17 protein-coding genes and 2 pseudogenes are annotated in these 15700 nt (G+C 69.7%); 8 read left to right on the top strand and 11 right to left on the bottom strand.

Annotated features, from left to right (window positions below; translation table 11 throughout):
• Positions 1-31 precede the first annotated feature (31 nt).
• Entirely contained in the window at positions 32-1444 is a 1413-nt protein-coding gene (locus tag LR393_RS32465; protein WP_231489036.1) for an ROK family transcriptional regulator, read from the top strand.
• Positions 1444-2301 (top strand): annotated as a pseudogene (locus LR393_RS32460) (inositol monophosphatase family protein). Before LR393_RS32465 ends, LR393_RS32460 begins: the two are co-directional and overlap by 1 nt.
• 12 nt (positions 2302-2313) lie before the next feature.
• On the opposite strand, the gene LR393_RS32455 reads toward LR393_RS32460, so the two are convergent.
• Positions 2314-2520 carry a zinc-binding dehydrogenase gene (locus tag LR393_RS32455; protein ID WP_231489035.1) on the bottom strand — a complete coding sequence of 69 codons (207 nt, stop codon included), beginning with the start codon at positions 2518-2520 and terminating at the stop codon, positions 2314-2316.
• A 71-nt stretch (positions 2521-2591) separates the two neighbouring features.
• On the opposite strand from LR393_RS32455, the gene LR393_RS32450 reads away from it, so the two are divergent.
• Positions 2592-3209 (top strand): hypothetical protein, encoded by a 618-nt coding sequence (locus LR393_RS32450; RefSeq protein WP_231489034.1) that lies wholly within the window; start codon positions 2592-2594, stop codon positions 3207-3209.
• Positions 3210-3218: 9 nt separating this feature from the next.
• Here the strand turns inward: LR393_RS32450 and LR393_RS32445 are convergent, their stop codons facing one another.
• The 4 genes from LR393_RS32445 to LR393_RS32430 all read right to left on the bottom strand — a co-directional run bounded on the left by LR393_RS32445 (position 3219) and on the right by LR393_RS32430 (position 6217).
• Positions 3219-3368 (bottom strand): hypothetical protein, encoded by a 150-nt coding sequence (locus LR393_RS32445; protein WP_231489033.1) that lies wholly within the window; start codon positions 3366-3368, stop codon positions 3219-3221.
• A gap of 201 nt (positions 3369-3569) precedes the next feature.
• Positions 3570-5075 carry a M1 family metallopeptidase gene (locus LR393_RS32440; RefSeq protein WP_231489032.1) on the bottom strand — a complete coding sequence of 502 codons (1506 nt, stop codon included), beginning with the start codon at positions 5073-5075 and terminating at the stop codon, positions 3570-3572.
• Positions 5076-5240: 165 nt separating this feature from the next.
• Positions 5241-5555 (bottom strand): hypothetical protein, encoded by a 315-nt coding sequence (locus LR393_RS32435; RefSeq protein ID WP_231489031.1) that lies wholly within the window; start codon positions 5553-5555, stop codon positions 5241-5243.
• Between the two features lie 59 nt (positions 5556-5614).
• On the bottom strand, positions 5615-6217 hold the full coding sequence (locus LR393_RS32430; RefSeq protein ID WP_231489030.1) for a histidine phosphatase family protein: 603 nt from the start codon (positions 6215-6217) through the stop codon (positions 5615-5617).
• Between the two features lie 94 nt (positions 6218-6311).
• Here LR393_RS32430 and LR393_RS32425 point away from each other — a divergent pair, with 94 nt between their 5' ends.
• Positions 6312-7394 carry a tyrosine-type recombinase/integrase gene (locus LR393_RS32425; protein ID WP_231489029.1) on the top strand — a complete coding sequence of 361 codons (1083 nt, stop codon included), beginning with the start codon at positions 6312-6314 and terminating at the stop codon, positions 7392-7394.
• Positions 7395-7507: 113 nt separating this feature from the next.
• On the opposite strand, the gene LR393_RS32420 is transcribed toward LR393_RS32425, so the two are convergent.
• A complete protein-coding gene (locus LR393_RS32420) occupies positions 7508-7900 on the bottom strand; it encodes a DUF4180 domain-containing protein (RefSeq protein WP_231489028.1) in 393 nt (130 codons plus the stop codon).
• A 179-nt stretch (positions 7901-8079) separates the two neighbouring features.
• Positions 8080-8712, bottom strand: coding sequence for an FMN-dependent NADH-azoreductase (locus tag LR393_RS32415; RefSeq protein WP_231489027.1), 633 nt, complete (start codon positions 8710-8712; stop codon positions 8080-8082).
• Positions 8713-8814: 102 nt separating this feature from the next.
• Between LR393_RS32415 and LR393_RS32410 the strand changes: the two genes are divergently transcribed.
• From LR393_RS32410 to LR393_RS32400, 3 genes and pseudogenes are all read left to right on the top strand, one after another.
• On the top strand, positions 8815-9351 hold the full coding sequence (locus tag LR393_RS32410; protein WP_231489026.1) for a MarR family winged helix-turn-helix transcriptional regulator: 537 nt from the start codon (positions 8815-8817) through the stop codon (positions 9349-9351).
• A 55-nt stretch (positions 9352-9406) separates the two neighbouring features.
• Positions 9407-10392 (top strand): annotated as a pseudogene (locus LR393_RS37300) (aminoglycoside phosphotransferase family protein).
• Between the two features lie 69 nt (positions 10393-10461).
• Positions 10462-11694: a GNAT family N-acetyltransferase gene (locus LR393_RS32400; RefSeq protein ID WP_231489025.1), complete on the top strand. Its 1233-nt coding sequence runs from the start codon at positions 10462-10464 to the stop codon at positions 11692-11694.
• 66 nt (positions 11695-11760) lie between these two features.
• Here LR393_RS32400 and LR393_RS32395 read toward each other — a convergent pair whose 3' ends face one another.
• Entirely contained in the window at positions 11761-12315 is a 555-nt protein-coding gene (locus LR393_RS32395) for a DUF1062 domain-containing protein (RefSeq protein WP_345718609.1), read from the bottom strand.
• Between the two features lie 289 nt (positions 12316-12604).
• Between LR393_RS32395 and LR393_RS36795 the strand changes: the two genes are divergently transcribed.
• Entirely contained in the window at positions 12605-13582 is a 978-nt protein-coding gene (locus LR393_RS36795; protein ID WP_231489023.1) for a response regulator transcription factor, read from the top strand.
• 65 nt (positions 13583-13647) lie between these two features.
• Here the strand turns inward: LR393_RS36795 and LR393_RS32385 are convergent, their stop codons facing one another.
• The 3 genes from LR393_RS32385 to LR393_RS32375 form a co-directional block, all read right to left on the bottom strand.
• Positions 13648-13806 (bottom strand): hypothetical protein, encoded by a 159-nt coding sequence (locus LR393_RS32385; protein WP_231489022.1) that lies wholly within the window; start codon positions 13804-13806, stop codon positions 13648-13650.
• Positions 13807-13929: 123 nt separating this feature from the next.
• Positions 13930-14889, bottom strand: a complete 960-nt coding sequence (locus LR393_RS32380; RefSeq protein WP_231489021.1) for a tyrosine-type recombinase/integrase — start codon at positions 14887-14889, stop codon at positions 13930-13932.
• 29 nt (positions 14890-14918) lie between these two features.
• Positions 14919-15332 (bottom strand): GNAT family N-acetyltransferase, encoded by a 414-nt coding sequence (locus LR393_RS32375; RefSeq protein ID WP_231489020.1) that lies wholly within the window; start codon positions 15330-15332, stop codon positions 14919-14921.
• Positions 15333-15700 lie beyond the last annotated feature (368 nt).

Below are 15700 nucleotides of genomic sequence, written 5' to 3'. Positions count from 1 at the left end.
CTTTGTTCGCGTCCTGAGCATAATGTCCGGTGTGATTGCGCCGGCTGTTTCCTCCACCACCGATCTACGGGGTGCCCATCTGTCCCGGGCCCTGCGGGCGGTCCACTCCTCGCCCCAGGCACTGAGCCGGGCCGATCTGGCGCGCCGGCTGGGCTGCACGCGCGCGACGGCCGGTGCCCTGGTCGCGGACCTGGAGCGCCTGGGCCTGATCGAGCAGAAAGACGTGATCGTCTCGGGTGGACGGGGGCGCCCCAGTACCTTGCTGGGCCCCTCCGCGAACGGTCCGGTGGTCGTGGCGGTGCAGATCGGTACGGACGCGGTGCGCGCGGCCCATGTGCCGCTCACCGGTGGCCTGGTGGACGCGCAGACCCGTCCGCTGCGCTCGCATGCGGTGGACGACGTGCTCGCCGTGGTGCGTGAGGTGCTGGACTCCCGTCTGGACGCGCTGGGTGCGCGGGTGGCCGGGGTCGGGATCGCGGTGCACGGTCTGGTCGACGGGGTCAGCGGTGAGGTGCTGTCGGCGCCGGGCCTGGGCTGGGCCGGTCCTGCGGTGGATGTGCTGGGGTGGCTGGGTTTTCGGTCCGAGCAACGGACGCACGTGGGTAACGTCGCGACGCTGGTGGCGGTTGCGGAGTCGGTGCGGGGGCGGGCTGTCGAGGACGCGGACGGTGTCGGGCAGGCCGATGATTCCGGCTCCGGCTCGGGTGGGACGGTGCTGGTGCTGCATGCCGATGTCGGGCTGGGTGGTGCGTTGCTGATGGACGGGCGTGCGGTGACCGGGCGCCGGGGTCTGGCCGGTGAGTACGGGCACCTGCCCTTCGGTACGCGGGATCGGGTGTGCCGGTGCGGTGCGCGTGGTTGCTGGGAGACCGAGGTGGACCAGGTGGCACTGGCTCGCGAGGCCGGGCTCACCGCTGCCCCGGGTGCGGCGAGCGCCGCGGCGGACGTGGTCCTTGCGGCGATGACGTCCACAGCCGGTGGCGTCTCTTCCGGGGACCAGGTGCGTTCTGCGGGTGGCTGGTCACCTGAGGGGGATACGGAGCCGGTCCGTACCGCTGGCGCCGTGAGTGCTGTGCCGGGGGCGGCTGACCTTGCGGATGGGCAGGTGCAGGTTGATCCGCAGCGTGCGGCGGATGCCGTGCACCGGGCCGCGGTGTCTCTGGGGCGGGGTATCGGTGCGCTCGTGCTGGTGCATGATCCGGATCTGGTGCTGTTGTCCGGGCACGCGGCGGAGCTGCTGAGGGCGGCCCCACAGGTCGTGCGCGAGGCGATCACGGCCGACGGCGGTGGCCGGTCCGGGCTTTTCGGCGCCGGTTACGGTGTGCCGCCGGTGCAGGAGATCGCGCTGGGCGCCGATGCGGGTCTGGTGGGCGCGGCCGAAGCGGTGTTCGGTGCGCTCCTGGACGACGTGTCGCTGCTGACCACCGGCTGGGTGCGTTCCTGATGGGCGCCGTCTCGGGTGCGGATCAGAGCTGGGCCGCCGGACCGGAGCTCGCCCTGGACTTCGCCGACCGCGCGGGGCGCATGGTGCGCGAGGTGGTGGCGGCCGGTTTCGAGGTGTCGGTGAAGGCCGACATGTCGCCGGTGACGACGGCCGACCGTGTGCTGAACGACCGGTTCATCGATGAGGTCCGGGAGCAGTTCCCCGGTGACGGCGTGCTCGGGGAGGAGACTTCCTTCCCCGGTGATCGCGAGGACGGGCGTTGCTAGGTGAATCGCGAGGACGGGCGTTGCTAGGTGATAGGTCCGGTGGACGGCACTCAGCAGTTCATCCTCGGGATCCCGTTGTTCATGGTGTCGATCGCGCTGGTCGTGGACGGGGTGCCGGTCGTCGCGGTGGCGCACAATCCCTCCACCGGCCAGACGTACGGGGCGGCGCTTGGCGGTGGCGCGTACCGCGGTGACACGCGGCTGGCGGTCTCGGTCCGGGACGGTCTGGCGGTACCGGCGACCGTGAATGGTTGCGGGAGCCTGCCCACCCCCGCCGGGCTCAACACCGACGGTCTGATCCAGAGAGAAACCGGGCGGGCGAGCGTCCCTCATCGTTTTCCGCGGCCGTCGATGTTCTTCGGATGTCAGGTCGCCGAAGAATTCTGGGAGGCGGAGCTCTACAGCGTGAGCGCGGCGTGGGATACGGCCGCGATCGCGCTGCTGGTCACCGAGGCCGGGGGCGCCGTCACCGACCGGCTGGGCGCGCCGCAGCGCTACGACCGGCCGGTGAACGGGTGCATCCTGTCCAACGGCCGGGTGCACGAGGACCTGGTGCGCGAGTGGACCCGGGACTACGTGCCTCGCCGGTAGCGGTGCGGGCGCTCAGGCCTGCTGGTCCTCGCGCCGGTCGAGGACAATTTTTCCGGTGCTGCGGCCGGTTTCGGACAGGGCGTGGTCCTTGGCGCCTTCGGCCAGGGAGAAGACCGCGTCGATGTGGGCCTTCAGCCGACCCTGGCCGGCGAGGTCGGCGACGGCGCGCATCCCGGGTGGGATGAGAATCTGGACGCCGCAATCGGTCTGGACCTGCACGCGTCGACCTGGCGGGGCTGGTCTCCGCTCTGGTTGGCTGTCCCGTGGATCACCATCGCTGAGGAGTGGGTATGGACTTCTTTCCCGAGCCGCCGGCGCCGCCGGAGGAGGACCTTGATGAGGAACGCGAGGATCACATCGAGCCGGAGTGGCTGGCTGCGCCCGTCGACGTTCTTCCCGGGGTGGTGCCGCTGGAGGTCGTGATCGGGCGCTCGGACAGCACCGTTGTCACGCTGACCGGTGTGCGGGCCTTCGCGACCGGTCTGGCGATGTACTTGAACGTGCTGGTGCGGGGACGGCTGGGGGCCGACCGCGACCTGAATGCTGAGGTGTTCGATGGTCCCTACCCTTACCGGGACCGGCGGGCCGGCGGGCTGAAGTGGGGTTTCGAGCTCGCCGACGGACGACGGGCCACCAACGTCGACGCCCGCGACGACCTCTTCCCCGACTCATCCATCGACGGGTGGACTCCGTCGCACCCGGTGCTGAACGGCCGTGGCGGCTCCGGCAGCCACCGCTCGGTCCAGCGTGAGCAGTGGCTGTGGCCGCTACCGCCCCCGGGTCGGCTGCGGATCGTCTGCCAGTGGGATGACCAGGACATCGAGGTGACGGTGACCGACCTGGAGGCGGGGCCGTTCATCGAGGCCGCGGCCCGCGCCGTGCCGCTGTGGCCCTCGGCTCCCGCGTGAGCGGCTCGATCAGAAGACGGTCTCGAACATCTGGTTCAGGCTGTTGAGCTGCACCGCCTTGAGGATCTTGGCGTGCAGCGCGGCGCATTCTGCGAACCCCGATCCCTGGCGCCGGCGGACATCCCGTGGCTCGAGCGCCTCGGGTGATGTGGCCGGCACATCAGGTGGGGACGCGGGTGGCAGCGCTCGCGGTGGTGGTTCCGGCCGGGTGGGCTGAGGGTTCAGTGCTGCTTTCGCGACCACGGCTGCCGGACGTGTTGTCCGTGCCGGAACGTCTGTGGGGTGGACCGGCCCCGGTGGAATGACGGGGCCGGTCCACCTTTCCTCGGGGGTGGGGTCAGGTGGTGTGGTCGGCCGAGGTCAGGAGACCTTGAGGTCGGCGTGGGCGGTGTGGACCTGCTGGATCTTGTTCCAGGACTTGGGCCGGGTCGGGGTGGTGTCGGTGTCGGCGGTGCTGCGGCGGGCCAGGGTGGTGCCTGTGGTCAGGTCGGGGCGTTCGGGGGTGAACAGCCAGGTGGTGAACAGGTCGTCGAGTTGCTGGCCGGAGATTTTCTCGGCGAGCGCGATGAATTCGTCGGTGGTGCCGTTGCCGTACTGGTGTTCCTGGAGCCAGGTGGGCAGGAGCTCGAAGAAGGCGTCGTCGCCGATCTGGACCCGCAGGGCCTGGAGGGTGAGGGCGCCGCGGTCGTAGACGGCGCTGTCGAAGACCTTGTCGGCTCCGGGGTCGCCGGGCAGGACCTGCCAGAACGGGTCGTCGGCGGGGTAGCTGGCGTAGGTGTAGTCGAACAGTTCCTGGGGTGTGCCTTCGCCTTCGTGCTCGGACCAGAGCCATTCGGCGTAGCTGGCGAAGCCTTCGTTGAGCCAGATGTCGCGCCACTGGGTGAGGGAGACCGAGTCGCCGAACCACTGGTGAGCGTTCTCGTGGGCCACGACGTAGGTGTTGCCGCCGCGGCGCCAGAATCGTCCGTCGTAGACGGGGCGGGTCTGGGTCTCCAGGGCGAAGCCGGGGGCCCCGGGGATGGCGGCCACACCGCCGCGGGCCTCGAACGGGTACGTACCGAACCACTGTTCTTCGGTCTCGATGATCTCGTTGGTGCGGTTGATGCCGGCGCGGGCGGCGCCCTCGAAGTCGCCGAGGGAGGTCGAGAACGCGTTGATGATGGGTGAGCCGTCGGCGGCGGTGTCGGTCTCGATGTCGTAGCGGCCGATCGCGATGTAGGTCAGGTACGTGGCCTGGGGTTTGGCCGAGCGCCAGTACCAGCGGTTCCAGCCCTTGAGTTCGGGGTTCGGGCCGCTGGTGAGGGTGCCGTTGCTGATGACCTGCACGTCGTCGGGGGCCAGGACGGACACGTCGTAGGTGGCCTTGTCGGTGGGGTGGTCGTTGCTGGGGAACCACCACCACGCGCTCTCGGGTTCGTTCACGGCCAGGGCGCCGTCGGCGGTGCGGCTCCAGCCGGTGTACCCGTTGACCTCGACCTGGGAGGGGATCCCGGCGTACTTGACCGTGACGGTCAGGTTCGCGCCCTGGGGGACCTGGCGGGCGGGGGTCACGACGAGCTCGTGGTCGCCCTCGCGGGTGAAGGTCGCGGCCCGGTTGTTGACCTGCACCGAGGAGACGTCCAGGGCGAAGTCGAGGTTGAACCGTGAGAGGTCCTGGGTGCTGCGGGCCAGGATGGTGGTCGTGCCGCTGAGCTGGTCGGTCGCGGGCTGGTAGCGCACGCGCACGTCGTAGTGCTGGACGTCGTAGCCGCCGTTGCCGTAGTCGGGGAAGTAGACGTCACCGGCGCCGGGTGCGCCCGGGGTCGCGGCGGCGTTGGCCACCCCGGCGCCCAGGGTGAGGGCGACGGTGGTGGCGGCCGCGGTCATGATCGTTCGGATCGAGCCTCTTCGCATGGTCGGGAATCCATTCGTCAGGGGTCACTCTCGAACGTCCCGCACGGGACTGCGACATTCTCTATAAGTTTGGTCATAAAGGACACCCCTGTGGCGGTGGAGGTCTTTTCCGCGGCCGCCGGGTCAGTGGCGGACGGGTCAGTGGTCCGGGTGGGGCATGACCTCGAAAACGGGCACGCCGGTGGGCAAGGCGTGCAGGGCCGGGCCGAGAACTTCCAGGCCGTTGGCGCGGGCCAGGCGGTTGACCTGACTCCACAGGGTCGGTGCCGCGGGTGGTACCGGGAGGCCCGGGGCGGGGTGGATACGCCGCACGCCCGGCACGCCCGGCACGCCCGGCACGCCCGGCACGCCCGGCACAGGTACGCCGGCCCGCTGACCAACGATCGGGGTGGCGGGTGAGTCGGCGGGCGTCAGGGTCGGGTCGTTGTGCTGGTGGGGCAGGTGGTGGGTCATCGGGGCCTCCGTTCCAGGATGGTTCGAGACGGTTCTCAAGGGTGTGGGTGATCAGGGACTCAGGGGGTTGAGGGTTCGAGGTGCCCGGTGTCGTTGAAGCTGAGCAGGGCCGGTGGGCGCCCGGGCTGTGCCTCGTCCCGGGTCCAGCGCACGACGGTGAGTGCGCCGTTGGCCTGGTTCAGGCCGAGCCAGCGCCAGTCGGGGGCGTCGAGCACGTGGCGTACGAACCAGCCGATGACGAAGTTGTGCGTGATGACCAGGTCGGTGCGGTCGCGCTCGCCGACGGCGCCCAGACGCTCCACGGCGGTGCGCAGGACGTGTGCTCCCGGGTCGCGTTCGTCGTCGGGGACCTGCGCGAAGAAGTCGCGGTAGCGGGCGGGGTAGGTGTCGGGCACCGGTGTGCGGTCGCGGACCAGGTCACACGCGTGCACGGCGACCCCGGGCAGGTGGGCGGCCACGATCTGCGTGGTCTGCACGGCCCGCACCAGGCTGCTGTGGTGCACGGCGTCGAACGATGTGCCCGAGGCCTGCAGGCCGGCCAGGCGCCGGCCCAGTTGCCCGGCCTGGAGGCGACCGTGGGGTGAGAGGCCACTGTCGCTCTCGTGGTCGTTCTCAATTTTCTGTTCGCCGTGGCGCACGAGGTACAGCGTGGTGGTGGGCATGCAACTCCTAGAACTGGGTCTGGTTCGGCCTGCCCATATGGGTATCAGCCGGGTGCGACAGTCTTGAAATGTGCGAACGGGGCAGAATGGGCAGATGACCGCGTCCACCGTTCCTGATTCCGAAACCTGGCGTGAGGCGTCCGAACTCGCCGTGACCGAGCCGGGGGGTGAGCTGGATCCGGCGTATGCGTACGCGGCGCGGCTGGCGGCGATCGATCAGCAGGCCGCGGAGGACTCGCTGGCGCCCTCGACGCGGGCGGCGTACCGGCGGGCGTGGGAGTCGTTCGAGGGGTGGGCCGGTGAGAACGCGCTGGTCGCGTTGCCGGCGAGCGCCTCGACGGTGCGGGCGTTCGTGGCGCACCTGCGGGATCGGGAGGTCCCGGCGAGCCTGCCGACGATCAACCAGCATCTGTCGGCGATCTGGGCGCGGCATGCGGAGCTGGGTCTGCCCTCGGCACGTCAGGACGGGCAGTTGCGGCTGCGGTTGCAGGGGTACGCCCGTCAGGACCAGGAACGTCTGGTGCGCCAGATGTCGGCGCTGATGGTGCGTGACGTGCAGCGGATCGTCGACACGATGGATCACGACCTGGCGCTGGAGCGGCGTGGGGTCGGTGACGTGCGGGCGCTGCGTAAGGCGGAACTGGTGTGCCTGCGGGACCGGGCGGTGATCCTGGTCGGGCTGGCCACCGCGATGCGCCGCTCGGAGCTGGCCCGCATCGAGGTCGAGGACCTGCACGAGGACGTGGAGGGCATGGTCCTGACGCCCCGCTGGACCAAGCGCGACCAGGCCGGTACCGAACGCCATCCCCGGGCCGTGCCGCGGGGTGCCTCCCGGGTGACGTGCCCGGTGACGGCGCTGACGACGTGGCTGGAGGTCGCGGGGATCACGAGCGGTCCGGTGTTCCGGCCGGTGACGCGCTGGGGCACGGTCGGGGCGAAGGCATTCACGCCGCAGGTGATCCGCACGATCGTGGCGCAGCGGGCGCAGGCGGCGGGGCTGCCGGGCACGTGGGGCGCGCACTCGCTGCGGGCGGGTTTCGCCACGCAGAGCGCGAAGAACGGGGTGGCCCGGCACGTAATTATGGCCGACGGCGACTGGCGGTCGGCGGCCGTGGACCGGTACCTGCGCCGGGGTGCGCTGTGGGACGGCGCGGCCGCCAAGAGCCTGGGCCTGTGAGCTGAGGATCGGGGGACGTATGCATCCGGCGGGCGCAGGTCGCTCAGGCCGCGCAGGGCCGGGACGCGCAGCTGCTGGTTTTCCCACCGCGTGAGCCGCGCGTTGACGCGTCCTCAATCAGTGGGGGTTTCTCCGCCGGCCAGCCGGGCCACCACCGCATCCAGGTCGGGCAGGAACCACAGCTGCCGGCCGCGGTTGCTCTCGCGCACGAAGTCACTCAGGGCGTGGCTGGCGGCGGTGTGGTGGGTGATGTCACCGGTGACGGCCAGACCCAGGCGGTAGGTGACGAACTTCTGGGTGATGGCGCCGGCCAGGCCGGTGCGCAGGTGAAAGAAGTTCTCGTCCAGGCGGGTGGCGGGCAGGATCACCCAGGTCGCGCCCTGCCAGGCGGCGTTGGCGACCAGGTCGGTGGCCTCGCGCTCGCTGCTCAGGGGTGGCCCGGCCGGGTCGCAGACCAGCGTCGTCACACCGGCGAGCGTCTGCAGGGTGTCGGTGGGCTCGGTCATGGTGGGCTCCTGAATGCTGTTGTCCGGCAACCCTCTTGGTGGACGAGGAGGGTGTGGGCTGCGTGCGCGGAGCCAGTATGGGCCAATGGACGAGGAAACCGCCGGTGCCCGTCGGGTAACGACCGGCACCGGCGGTGGTTCCCCACCTGGGCTGGGCTGGGCTGGGGTGAGGGGGTGGGTCAGCTGGCGGCGAGGGACTTGCCGGCGGCGGAGGCGGCCTCGTGGGCGTCCTTCTTCAGCTGGGCGCCGAGCTCGGCGAACTGGTCCAGGGCGGGGTTGACGCCGACCAGGGTGAACTCGCGCTCCACGACGGTGAGACTGGCGCCCCAGACCTCTTTGAGGACGCGGGTCAGGTACCCGACGCTGTGGTCCCAGCCTTCCTTGGGGGTGCCGGGGGAGTAGTTGCCGCCGCGGGTGACCAGCAGGACGACGGGCTTGCCCTCCAGGAGGCGGGCGCCGGGGTCGGCGCCGGCGATGACCAGGTCGATCCAGGTCTTGACGTGCTGGGAGACGCCCCAGTTGTAGAGGGGGAAGGCCAGGACGACGTGGTCGGCGTTCACCAGCTCGGCGTGCAGTTCCTGGGCCAGGGCGACGGCGGACTTCTGGGCGTCGCTGCGGGCGTCCTGGGGGGTGTAGCCGGCGCTGATGGCGGTGGCCCAGGCCTCGGAGGGCAGGGGGTCGGAGCCGAGGTGGCGGGTGACGACCTGCTCGTCGGGGCGCTCGGCGGTCCAGGCGGCCAGCACCAGGTCGGCCAGTTCGCTGCTGGCGGAGTTGGGACCGAGGATGCTCGCGTCGATGCGCAGAAGGGTCATGGAAAGTGCTCCTGGGGAGATGCGATCGTTGGATTGAATGTTCAAGTCCGAGCAGGATGTTGTCACCGATCGGTTGAACATTCAATCCAGTAGTCTGGGTGTGTGAGTGACGACACCCCCTGGCTGACCCCCGAACAGACCTACCAGTGGATGCACGTCGTCGCGGCCAGCTCCGCGTTACCCACCGCCATCGAGCACCAGCTCAAGCGCGACGCCGGCCTGAACTTCTTCGAGTACTCCGTCCTGTCCGGCCTGTCCCAGGCCCCCGGACGTGCCATGAAGATGTGCGAACTGGCGATGTTCTCCCACGGCTCCCAATCACGTCTGTCCCACGCCGTCAGCCGGATGGAACGCGCCGGCTGGGTCGAGCGCCGCACCTGCACGGAAGGCTCCCAGCGCTCGGTCGAGGCTGTCCTGACCGACGCCGGGTACGACAAGATCGTCGAGGCCGCCCCCGCCCACGTACGCGAAGCGCGCCGCCTGGTCGTGGACGCCCTCACCGAGCAGGAGCTCGAGCACCTCCAGCACGCCCTGCGCAAGATCCTGCGCGTCGCCTCCCCACCGCTCCTGGACGTCATCGACGCATCGTTCACGAGCGCCCACCCCACCCAGCCTCCCGAGCCCACCGGCCTCTGCTGAGCCCAGCCCTCTCCCACCGGCTGACCCCCAGGCGCACGCTCTAGCGTTACCTCACATGGCTCCCGCCGAGATCACCGCCGACCTGATCCGCGACCTCCTGCGTGAGCAGCACCCCGACCTGGCCGCTCATCCCATCGAGCTGGGGGCCCGGGGCTGGGACAACCAGGTGTGGCGCCTGGGCGAAGATCTCGCGGTGCGCCTGCCCTGGGCCACCGACGCGGCCGACGAGCTCCTGCGCAAGGAACACACCTGGGTGCCCGCCCTGGCCCCACACCTCCCGCTGCCCGTGCCCGTTCCCCAGCGCCTGGGCGAGCCCTCCGCGCGGTTCCCCCACCCCTGGATCGTCACCACCTGGGTCCCCGGTGAACCCGCCGACCGTGCCCCTCTCACCCGCGGCCACCCGCAGCCGAAGCCCTGGCCACCTTCCTGAGCGCCCTGCACCGGCCCGCACCCCCGCACGCCCCCACCGGCCGCGAGCGCGGCGGACCGTTGAGCGATCACGCCGAGAGCTTCGCCCATCACCTTGCCGTCGCCACCGACCGGGGCTTGATCCCCGACCCCGGCGCGCTGCGCGCCATCTGGGACGACGCGCTCGCCGCACCCGCCTGGAGCGGCCCACCCGTGTGGGTGCACGGCGACCTGCACCCGGCCAACGTCCTCACCCGCGACGGAAACCTCACCGGCGTCGTCGATTTCGGTGACCTCTTCGCCGGCGACCCGGCCGTCGATCTTTCCGCCGCCTGGATCCTCCTGCCCGACGACCCCTCTACCGGTTCCGGGTCTGCCGATTCCGGGCAGACCCTCGAGCATTTCCACCAGAGCTATCGCCCCATCCATCAACCGGCCCTGGACACCGCGACCCGGCGCCGCACTCGCGGTCTCGCGGTGACGCGGGCGCTGGGCTGTCTCCTCATCGGGGACGCCGGCGTCCACGGCCGCCCCGGTGGCAAGGCCACCTGGGGTCCCCCCGCGCAGGCCTCGCTGCGGCGCCTGATCACAGTTCGGCCACCGCCCGGGCCGAAGCTTCCCGGGCACCGGTAAATCGCTTGCCCCGTTCCCGGGAACCGCTGCACTGTGGCCCCCGCACCCCGGCGTTCCCAGAAGGCACTCATGCTGATTCGTTCCACCACCGCCGACGACCTCGGCATCTTCATCGACACCCTCCACACCGCGTTCGGGCAGTTCCCGCAGACCCCGCTCGATGCCGGCGGACGCTGGTGGTCGGCACTGGAGATGGACCGCGCCCTCCTGGCCCTGACACCCCAGACACAGCCCGTCGGGACCGCCGCCGCGTACTCCTTCGAACTCACCCTGCCCGGCCAGAACGTCGTGCCGGTCTCCGGGGTGAGCGCCGTGTCCGTCGTGCCCACGCACCGCCGCCAGGGCGTCCTGACCGCGTTGATGCGCCACCAGCTCACCCAGCTACGTGCCCGCGGCGACTTCCTGGCCGTCCTGCTGGCCTCCGAGGCACCGATCTACGGACGCTTCGGCTACGGTCCCGCGACCTACACCACCGAACTGAGCATCACCCACCAGCACAGCCCCCTGGCCCCACCCCGCGCTAGCACCCCCGAACCCGGATCGATCCAGGTCCTGCGCCGCGACGCCGCCCAGGACCTCATCGAAGACCTCTACGACCGCTACCGCCGCACCCAGCCCGGCGCCCTGTCCCGTCCGCACTCCTGGTGGACCCGCCAGTCCGGCCAGCCCCCGATCTCCCCGGCCCCGCGCTACATCGCCCTGCACCGCAACCGTGACGGTGAACCCACCGGGTACGCCAGCTACGCACTCGAGGGCCAGACCCTGACCGTCGACGAGATCATCACCACCGACAGCATCAACAGCACGGGCAGCTCTACCGTGGCCACCTTCACCGCCCTGGCCCGCTTCGTCCTCGGCCACGACCTCGTCTCCACGGTCGTCCTCAAACACGTCCCACCCCACCACCCCCTGCGCTGGCAACTGCACGACTTCCGCGCCGGAAAAGTCATCGACGACACCGACTGGCTGTGGGTACGACTGCTCGACATCCCCCGGGCGCTCGCGGCCCGCGGCTGGTCCGGCGACGGCGACCTGGTCCTCGAGGTCCAGGACCCCTTCCTGAACGAGCACGCCCGCTATCTGCTGAGCGTGCGCGAGGGGAACGCCGAGTGCTTCCCGACCGACCGGGAAGCAGACCTGAGCCTGGACGTGCGCGACCTCGGCTCGCTCTACCTGGGCGGCACCACGCCCAGCACCCTGGTCCAGGCCGGGCACATCCACGCCCACCACCCGCAGGCCGCCGCCCGTGCCGACGATCTCTTCCGCACACCCGGCGCACCGCACTGCCTGCACTGGTTCTGACGCCGGCCTTCTGGGGCTGGGCCGGTCCGGCCGGATCTGCCGAACCGGCCCAGCCGGACCAGGAACTCAGCGTTTGAGTGTGAAGGAGAAATCACCCGACAGGCGGCCGGTCAACCGGACCGCCGAGACGATCTTCCCTTCCGTGATCAGCCGCTCGACCTCACCCCGCGACAGACCGCATCCCTGCGCGATCAGCCGCGCCGGCCGCAGCGGTATCCTCGCTGCACACCGCACCAAGACCTCCACCACGTCATCGGGCCCCTCAGGAACCACGAAACCGCCGGTGTCCAGACGCCAGGCACCGTCCCAGTCCAGAGCGAAGCGGTGACGACGTTGCACGAGCGGGTCCTGCAGCACCTCGGCCGCCAGGGACACGTCATTGCCGTGCAACCGTTCCAGCAGGTCAGGACTCACCGAAGAGACCTTCACCCGCTCCCGGACCGAGAGCTTCACCGTGTCACCGCACACGGTGCACAACACCAGCAGCCACGCCTCGATCAGCTTGTGGTTCGCGTTCACCCGGAACTTCCCGTCCGCGCGGAACCGCTCACCCCCACACACATGGCAACGCCGCACGACCAGCGGCAGGCAGGTGGGAACAACCACCCAGATTCTGAGCACAGAAATACACCAGTTCCCCTGAGAAAACCGCAGCACGAAGGAGCACGCCGCACAGACACGACGCGCGACGAATCAGCACTCGGGAAATCTCAAACGGTGTACAACGGTCCGCCCATCACCAGACAATCGGTCCAACGCCACGGTAACCAAGCACAACAGCGCCCTGCCATCGGTTTTCGCACCAGGACCGGCACCACCCGACATTGACCCCGCCACACACTGCCGCCGACCGGTGCCAGCAACCTACGATGGCCGGGGGATCACCTAGACGACGGGTGGTGGGGGACACGTGCCGAACACGGGAACCAGACCTCGACTGCGCATTCTCGTGGTCCAGCACGACCCCCACGTGGCCCGGTCCCTGGCCCAGGCACTGCGCGGCCACGGATTCCAGACCCTGCACGCCCCCACCGCCACCGAAGCCGCAGCACTCGCCGGGGGAGCAGACCTCATGCTGCTCGACCTCGGCCTGCCCACCTCACCCAGCACCGCCGACAGCACAACGGGTAGCACTTCCGACCACCGGCCAGACCACGCGCCAGGCAGCCCGGCGAGGCGAAGCCCTGCCGATCACCACGCCGGTCACCACGCCAGTGCCCGCAACCCCGCAGGCCACGATCCCGGTCCCGATCCCGGTCACAAGGCCAGCCACGATCCCGGTCCCGACGTCGGTCATGGCGCTCGCTGGTTGCTCGAGCACTTACGCCAGGTCCACGGGCACACCAGGGCGACCCGGATGCCGGTCATCGCCCTGACCACCCACCCCACCCGGCCCCTGGACCAGGACATCGATGCCCACATCGACGACTACGTGACCAGGCCCTGCAGCCTGGCGGTGCTCCTGGCCCGCATCGACGCAGTGATCCGCCGCGCGCTACCGCACCGCCTGGCCCCGGCACCGGTCGTCGACTTCGGTATCCGCATCGACCCTGACACCCGCCAGATCCACGGACCCGCCGGCACCGTCACCCTGACCGCCAAGGAATGCGACCTCCTCACCGCTCTCATGCGCCGCCAGGGAGGCGTGGTCACCCGCCAGAACCTGATGGAAGAGGTCTGGGACGTCACCTGGGTCGGCGCCTCCCGCACCCTGGACGTCCACATCGCCACCCTGCGCGGAAAACTCGGCGCCAGCAGCGGAACCACCGACACCAGCACCCGCATCGACACCCTGCGCGGCACCGGCTACCGACTCGTCCCGGCCGAAGCCCCCACCCTCATCGACGCAGCCACCCACACCGCAGCCCTTGAGACCACCCCCGAATAACCCAACCGGGCAAAGCCGAGCCGAAAAGGTCGCTCTACCCGAACCTGTCTACCTGAAGCCATCTTTCACACCGGCTCAGGCGACTGCTGCCGCCCGGCCTCCTCCACCCCGGCCCTCACGATCAGCACCGCAGCCGACGTCACCACCGACGCCACCGCAGCCCCCACACCCGCCACCGCGAGCGCAGCCACCATCACCCGCACACGACGTCCACTGCTCCCCATCCGTGCCTCCCCTCACCGATCCGCCGCACGGGCCCCCACCCTTCGACAGAACGTATTGCAGCACACGGGTACGACAATCTTCAGCTGGTTTACGACGCACCCGACCAAAACCGGACCGGCCCATCAACCGGGCAGGAACGCGTCCTCAACCGCCGTCGCCACACTCGCCAACCGCGACAACGACCCCGCACCCCGGTCATACGCCTTCGTATTGTTCAAACTCGCATGCCCCATACCGTCCTGCAGCCGATCGATCTGCGCCCCCGCCTGATCCAGATAGATCGTCGCGTGCGAGGCCCGCAACACATGCGGCGTCACATCCAGCCCCACCCGCGCCCGCCGCGACACCCGCACCGTCAGGTTGTACAGATCCCAGTAACTCAACCGCCCACCCTGCGCATTCACCAGCAACGCACCCGAAGCACGCTCGCCGATGTACCCGGACACCAGATGACCGGTGCCGGGGGACAGGGGCAGCTCCTGACGGCGCCCACCCTTGTGCGTGACGGTCAGGGTGACATGACCGAAATGATTGCGGACGTCGGTCACGTCGAGGCTCACCAGTTCCGTTGCGCGCAGTCCCCGGCCCAGCAGAATCCGCATGGCCACATAAGACAGCTCACCCAGCCCCTGCGCGGCCGTCAGGAAACGCGCCGCCTGCTGCGTGTCCAGCGCAGCGGTCGCAGCGAAATCCCCACCCCGCGGACGTTTGATGTGAGCGGCGGGGGAGGCCACCAGAATGTCTTCACCCACCAGGTACGCGTACAACGACGACACCGCCGCCAGCTTCAGACGCACCGTGTTCGCCGACGCCGGACGCCCATGGAACCCACCGGTCGCCTGAATCTGCACCCGCCAGTCATCCACATCACCACGACGCGCCTCGATCGGATGCAGCGAACGCGCCCCGCAGAACTCCCGCCACTGCAGCTCAGCCGTCATATACGTCTTCACCGTGTTCTGCGCTCGCTGCGCGATCAACCAGGCCCGCACGAAATGCGGCCACACATCGCCGTTCCCGACCTCGAACTCATCAGGCAGAACAGACGTGGCCTCCACCGGCACCAGCTGGGACTCGAACACCTGTCCATTGTCCCAGAATCCTCCGGTACCTAGGGCGCCGAGGGAACCCGCAGCATGAATCGCGACGGATCGGCCGGCGCGAACCCGTACCGCGCGTAGAGACCGTGCGCGTCGGCGGTGCCCAGGAACGTGCGGGGGAGTCCCAGCGCATCCAGGTCCTCCAGCACCCCGGCTACGAGCATCTTCCCGGCCCCGCGCCCCCGCACACCCGGATCCACGAACACGTCACACAGCCAGGCGAACGTGGCGCCGTCGGTGACCACCCGTGCGTACGCCACCTGAGCGCCACGCTCGTCGTACACCCCGTAGTTGCGGGAGGCGTCGATCGCGGTGTCCTGTGCGGCGCGGGTACGGCCCAGCGCCCAGTACGCCTGCTTGCTCAGCCAGCCGTGCACGAGGTCGCGGTCGATCCGGGCGGTCTCGGGGGAGAAGATCCATGTCACGTCCCGCACCGTAGGGAAGGAACCCCGGGGACCCAACGTCCAATTCACATCTGATGGCCCGAGTCCTGGAGAGCACCGAAAACCCTTATGTGGCAGATAATCACAGTTATCTAGTCTCTATTCGTCGAAACCTGTTGCCCCACAACCACTTTCGAGAACAGACAGTAATGAAGGACGATGTCGGGGCGCCGGGGGAGCCGTCACCCGTTCTCCCGGAGGGTTTCCGCCCTGGGTTCTGGGCATGACGCTCGTCTTCCTGGATATCGACGGCACCCTGCTGCCGTTCGGCGCGGAGTCTGCCACGGAGCCCTCGGTAGGCGAGAACCTGCTGGTCGACGGGGTGAACAGGGGCCTTGCCCGGCGCCTGG

Origin of the sequence: Kineosporia mesophila (assembly GCF_021129235.1) — a bacterium.
GTDB lineage: Bacteria > Actinomycetota > Actinomycetes > Actinomycetales > Kineosporiaceae > Kineosporia > Kineosporia mesophila.
The sequence above is the reverse complement of the archived record's forward strand: the minus strand, read 5'-3'. Positions and strand labels throughout refer to the sequence as shown.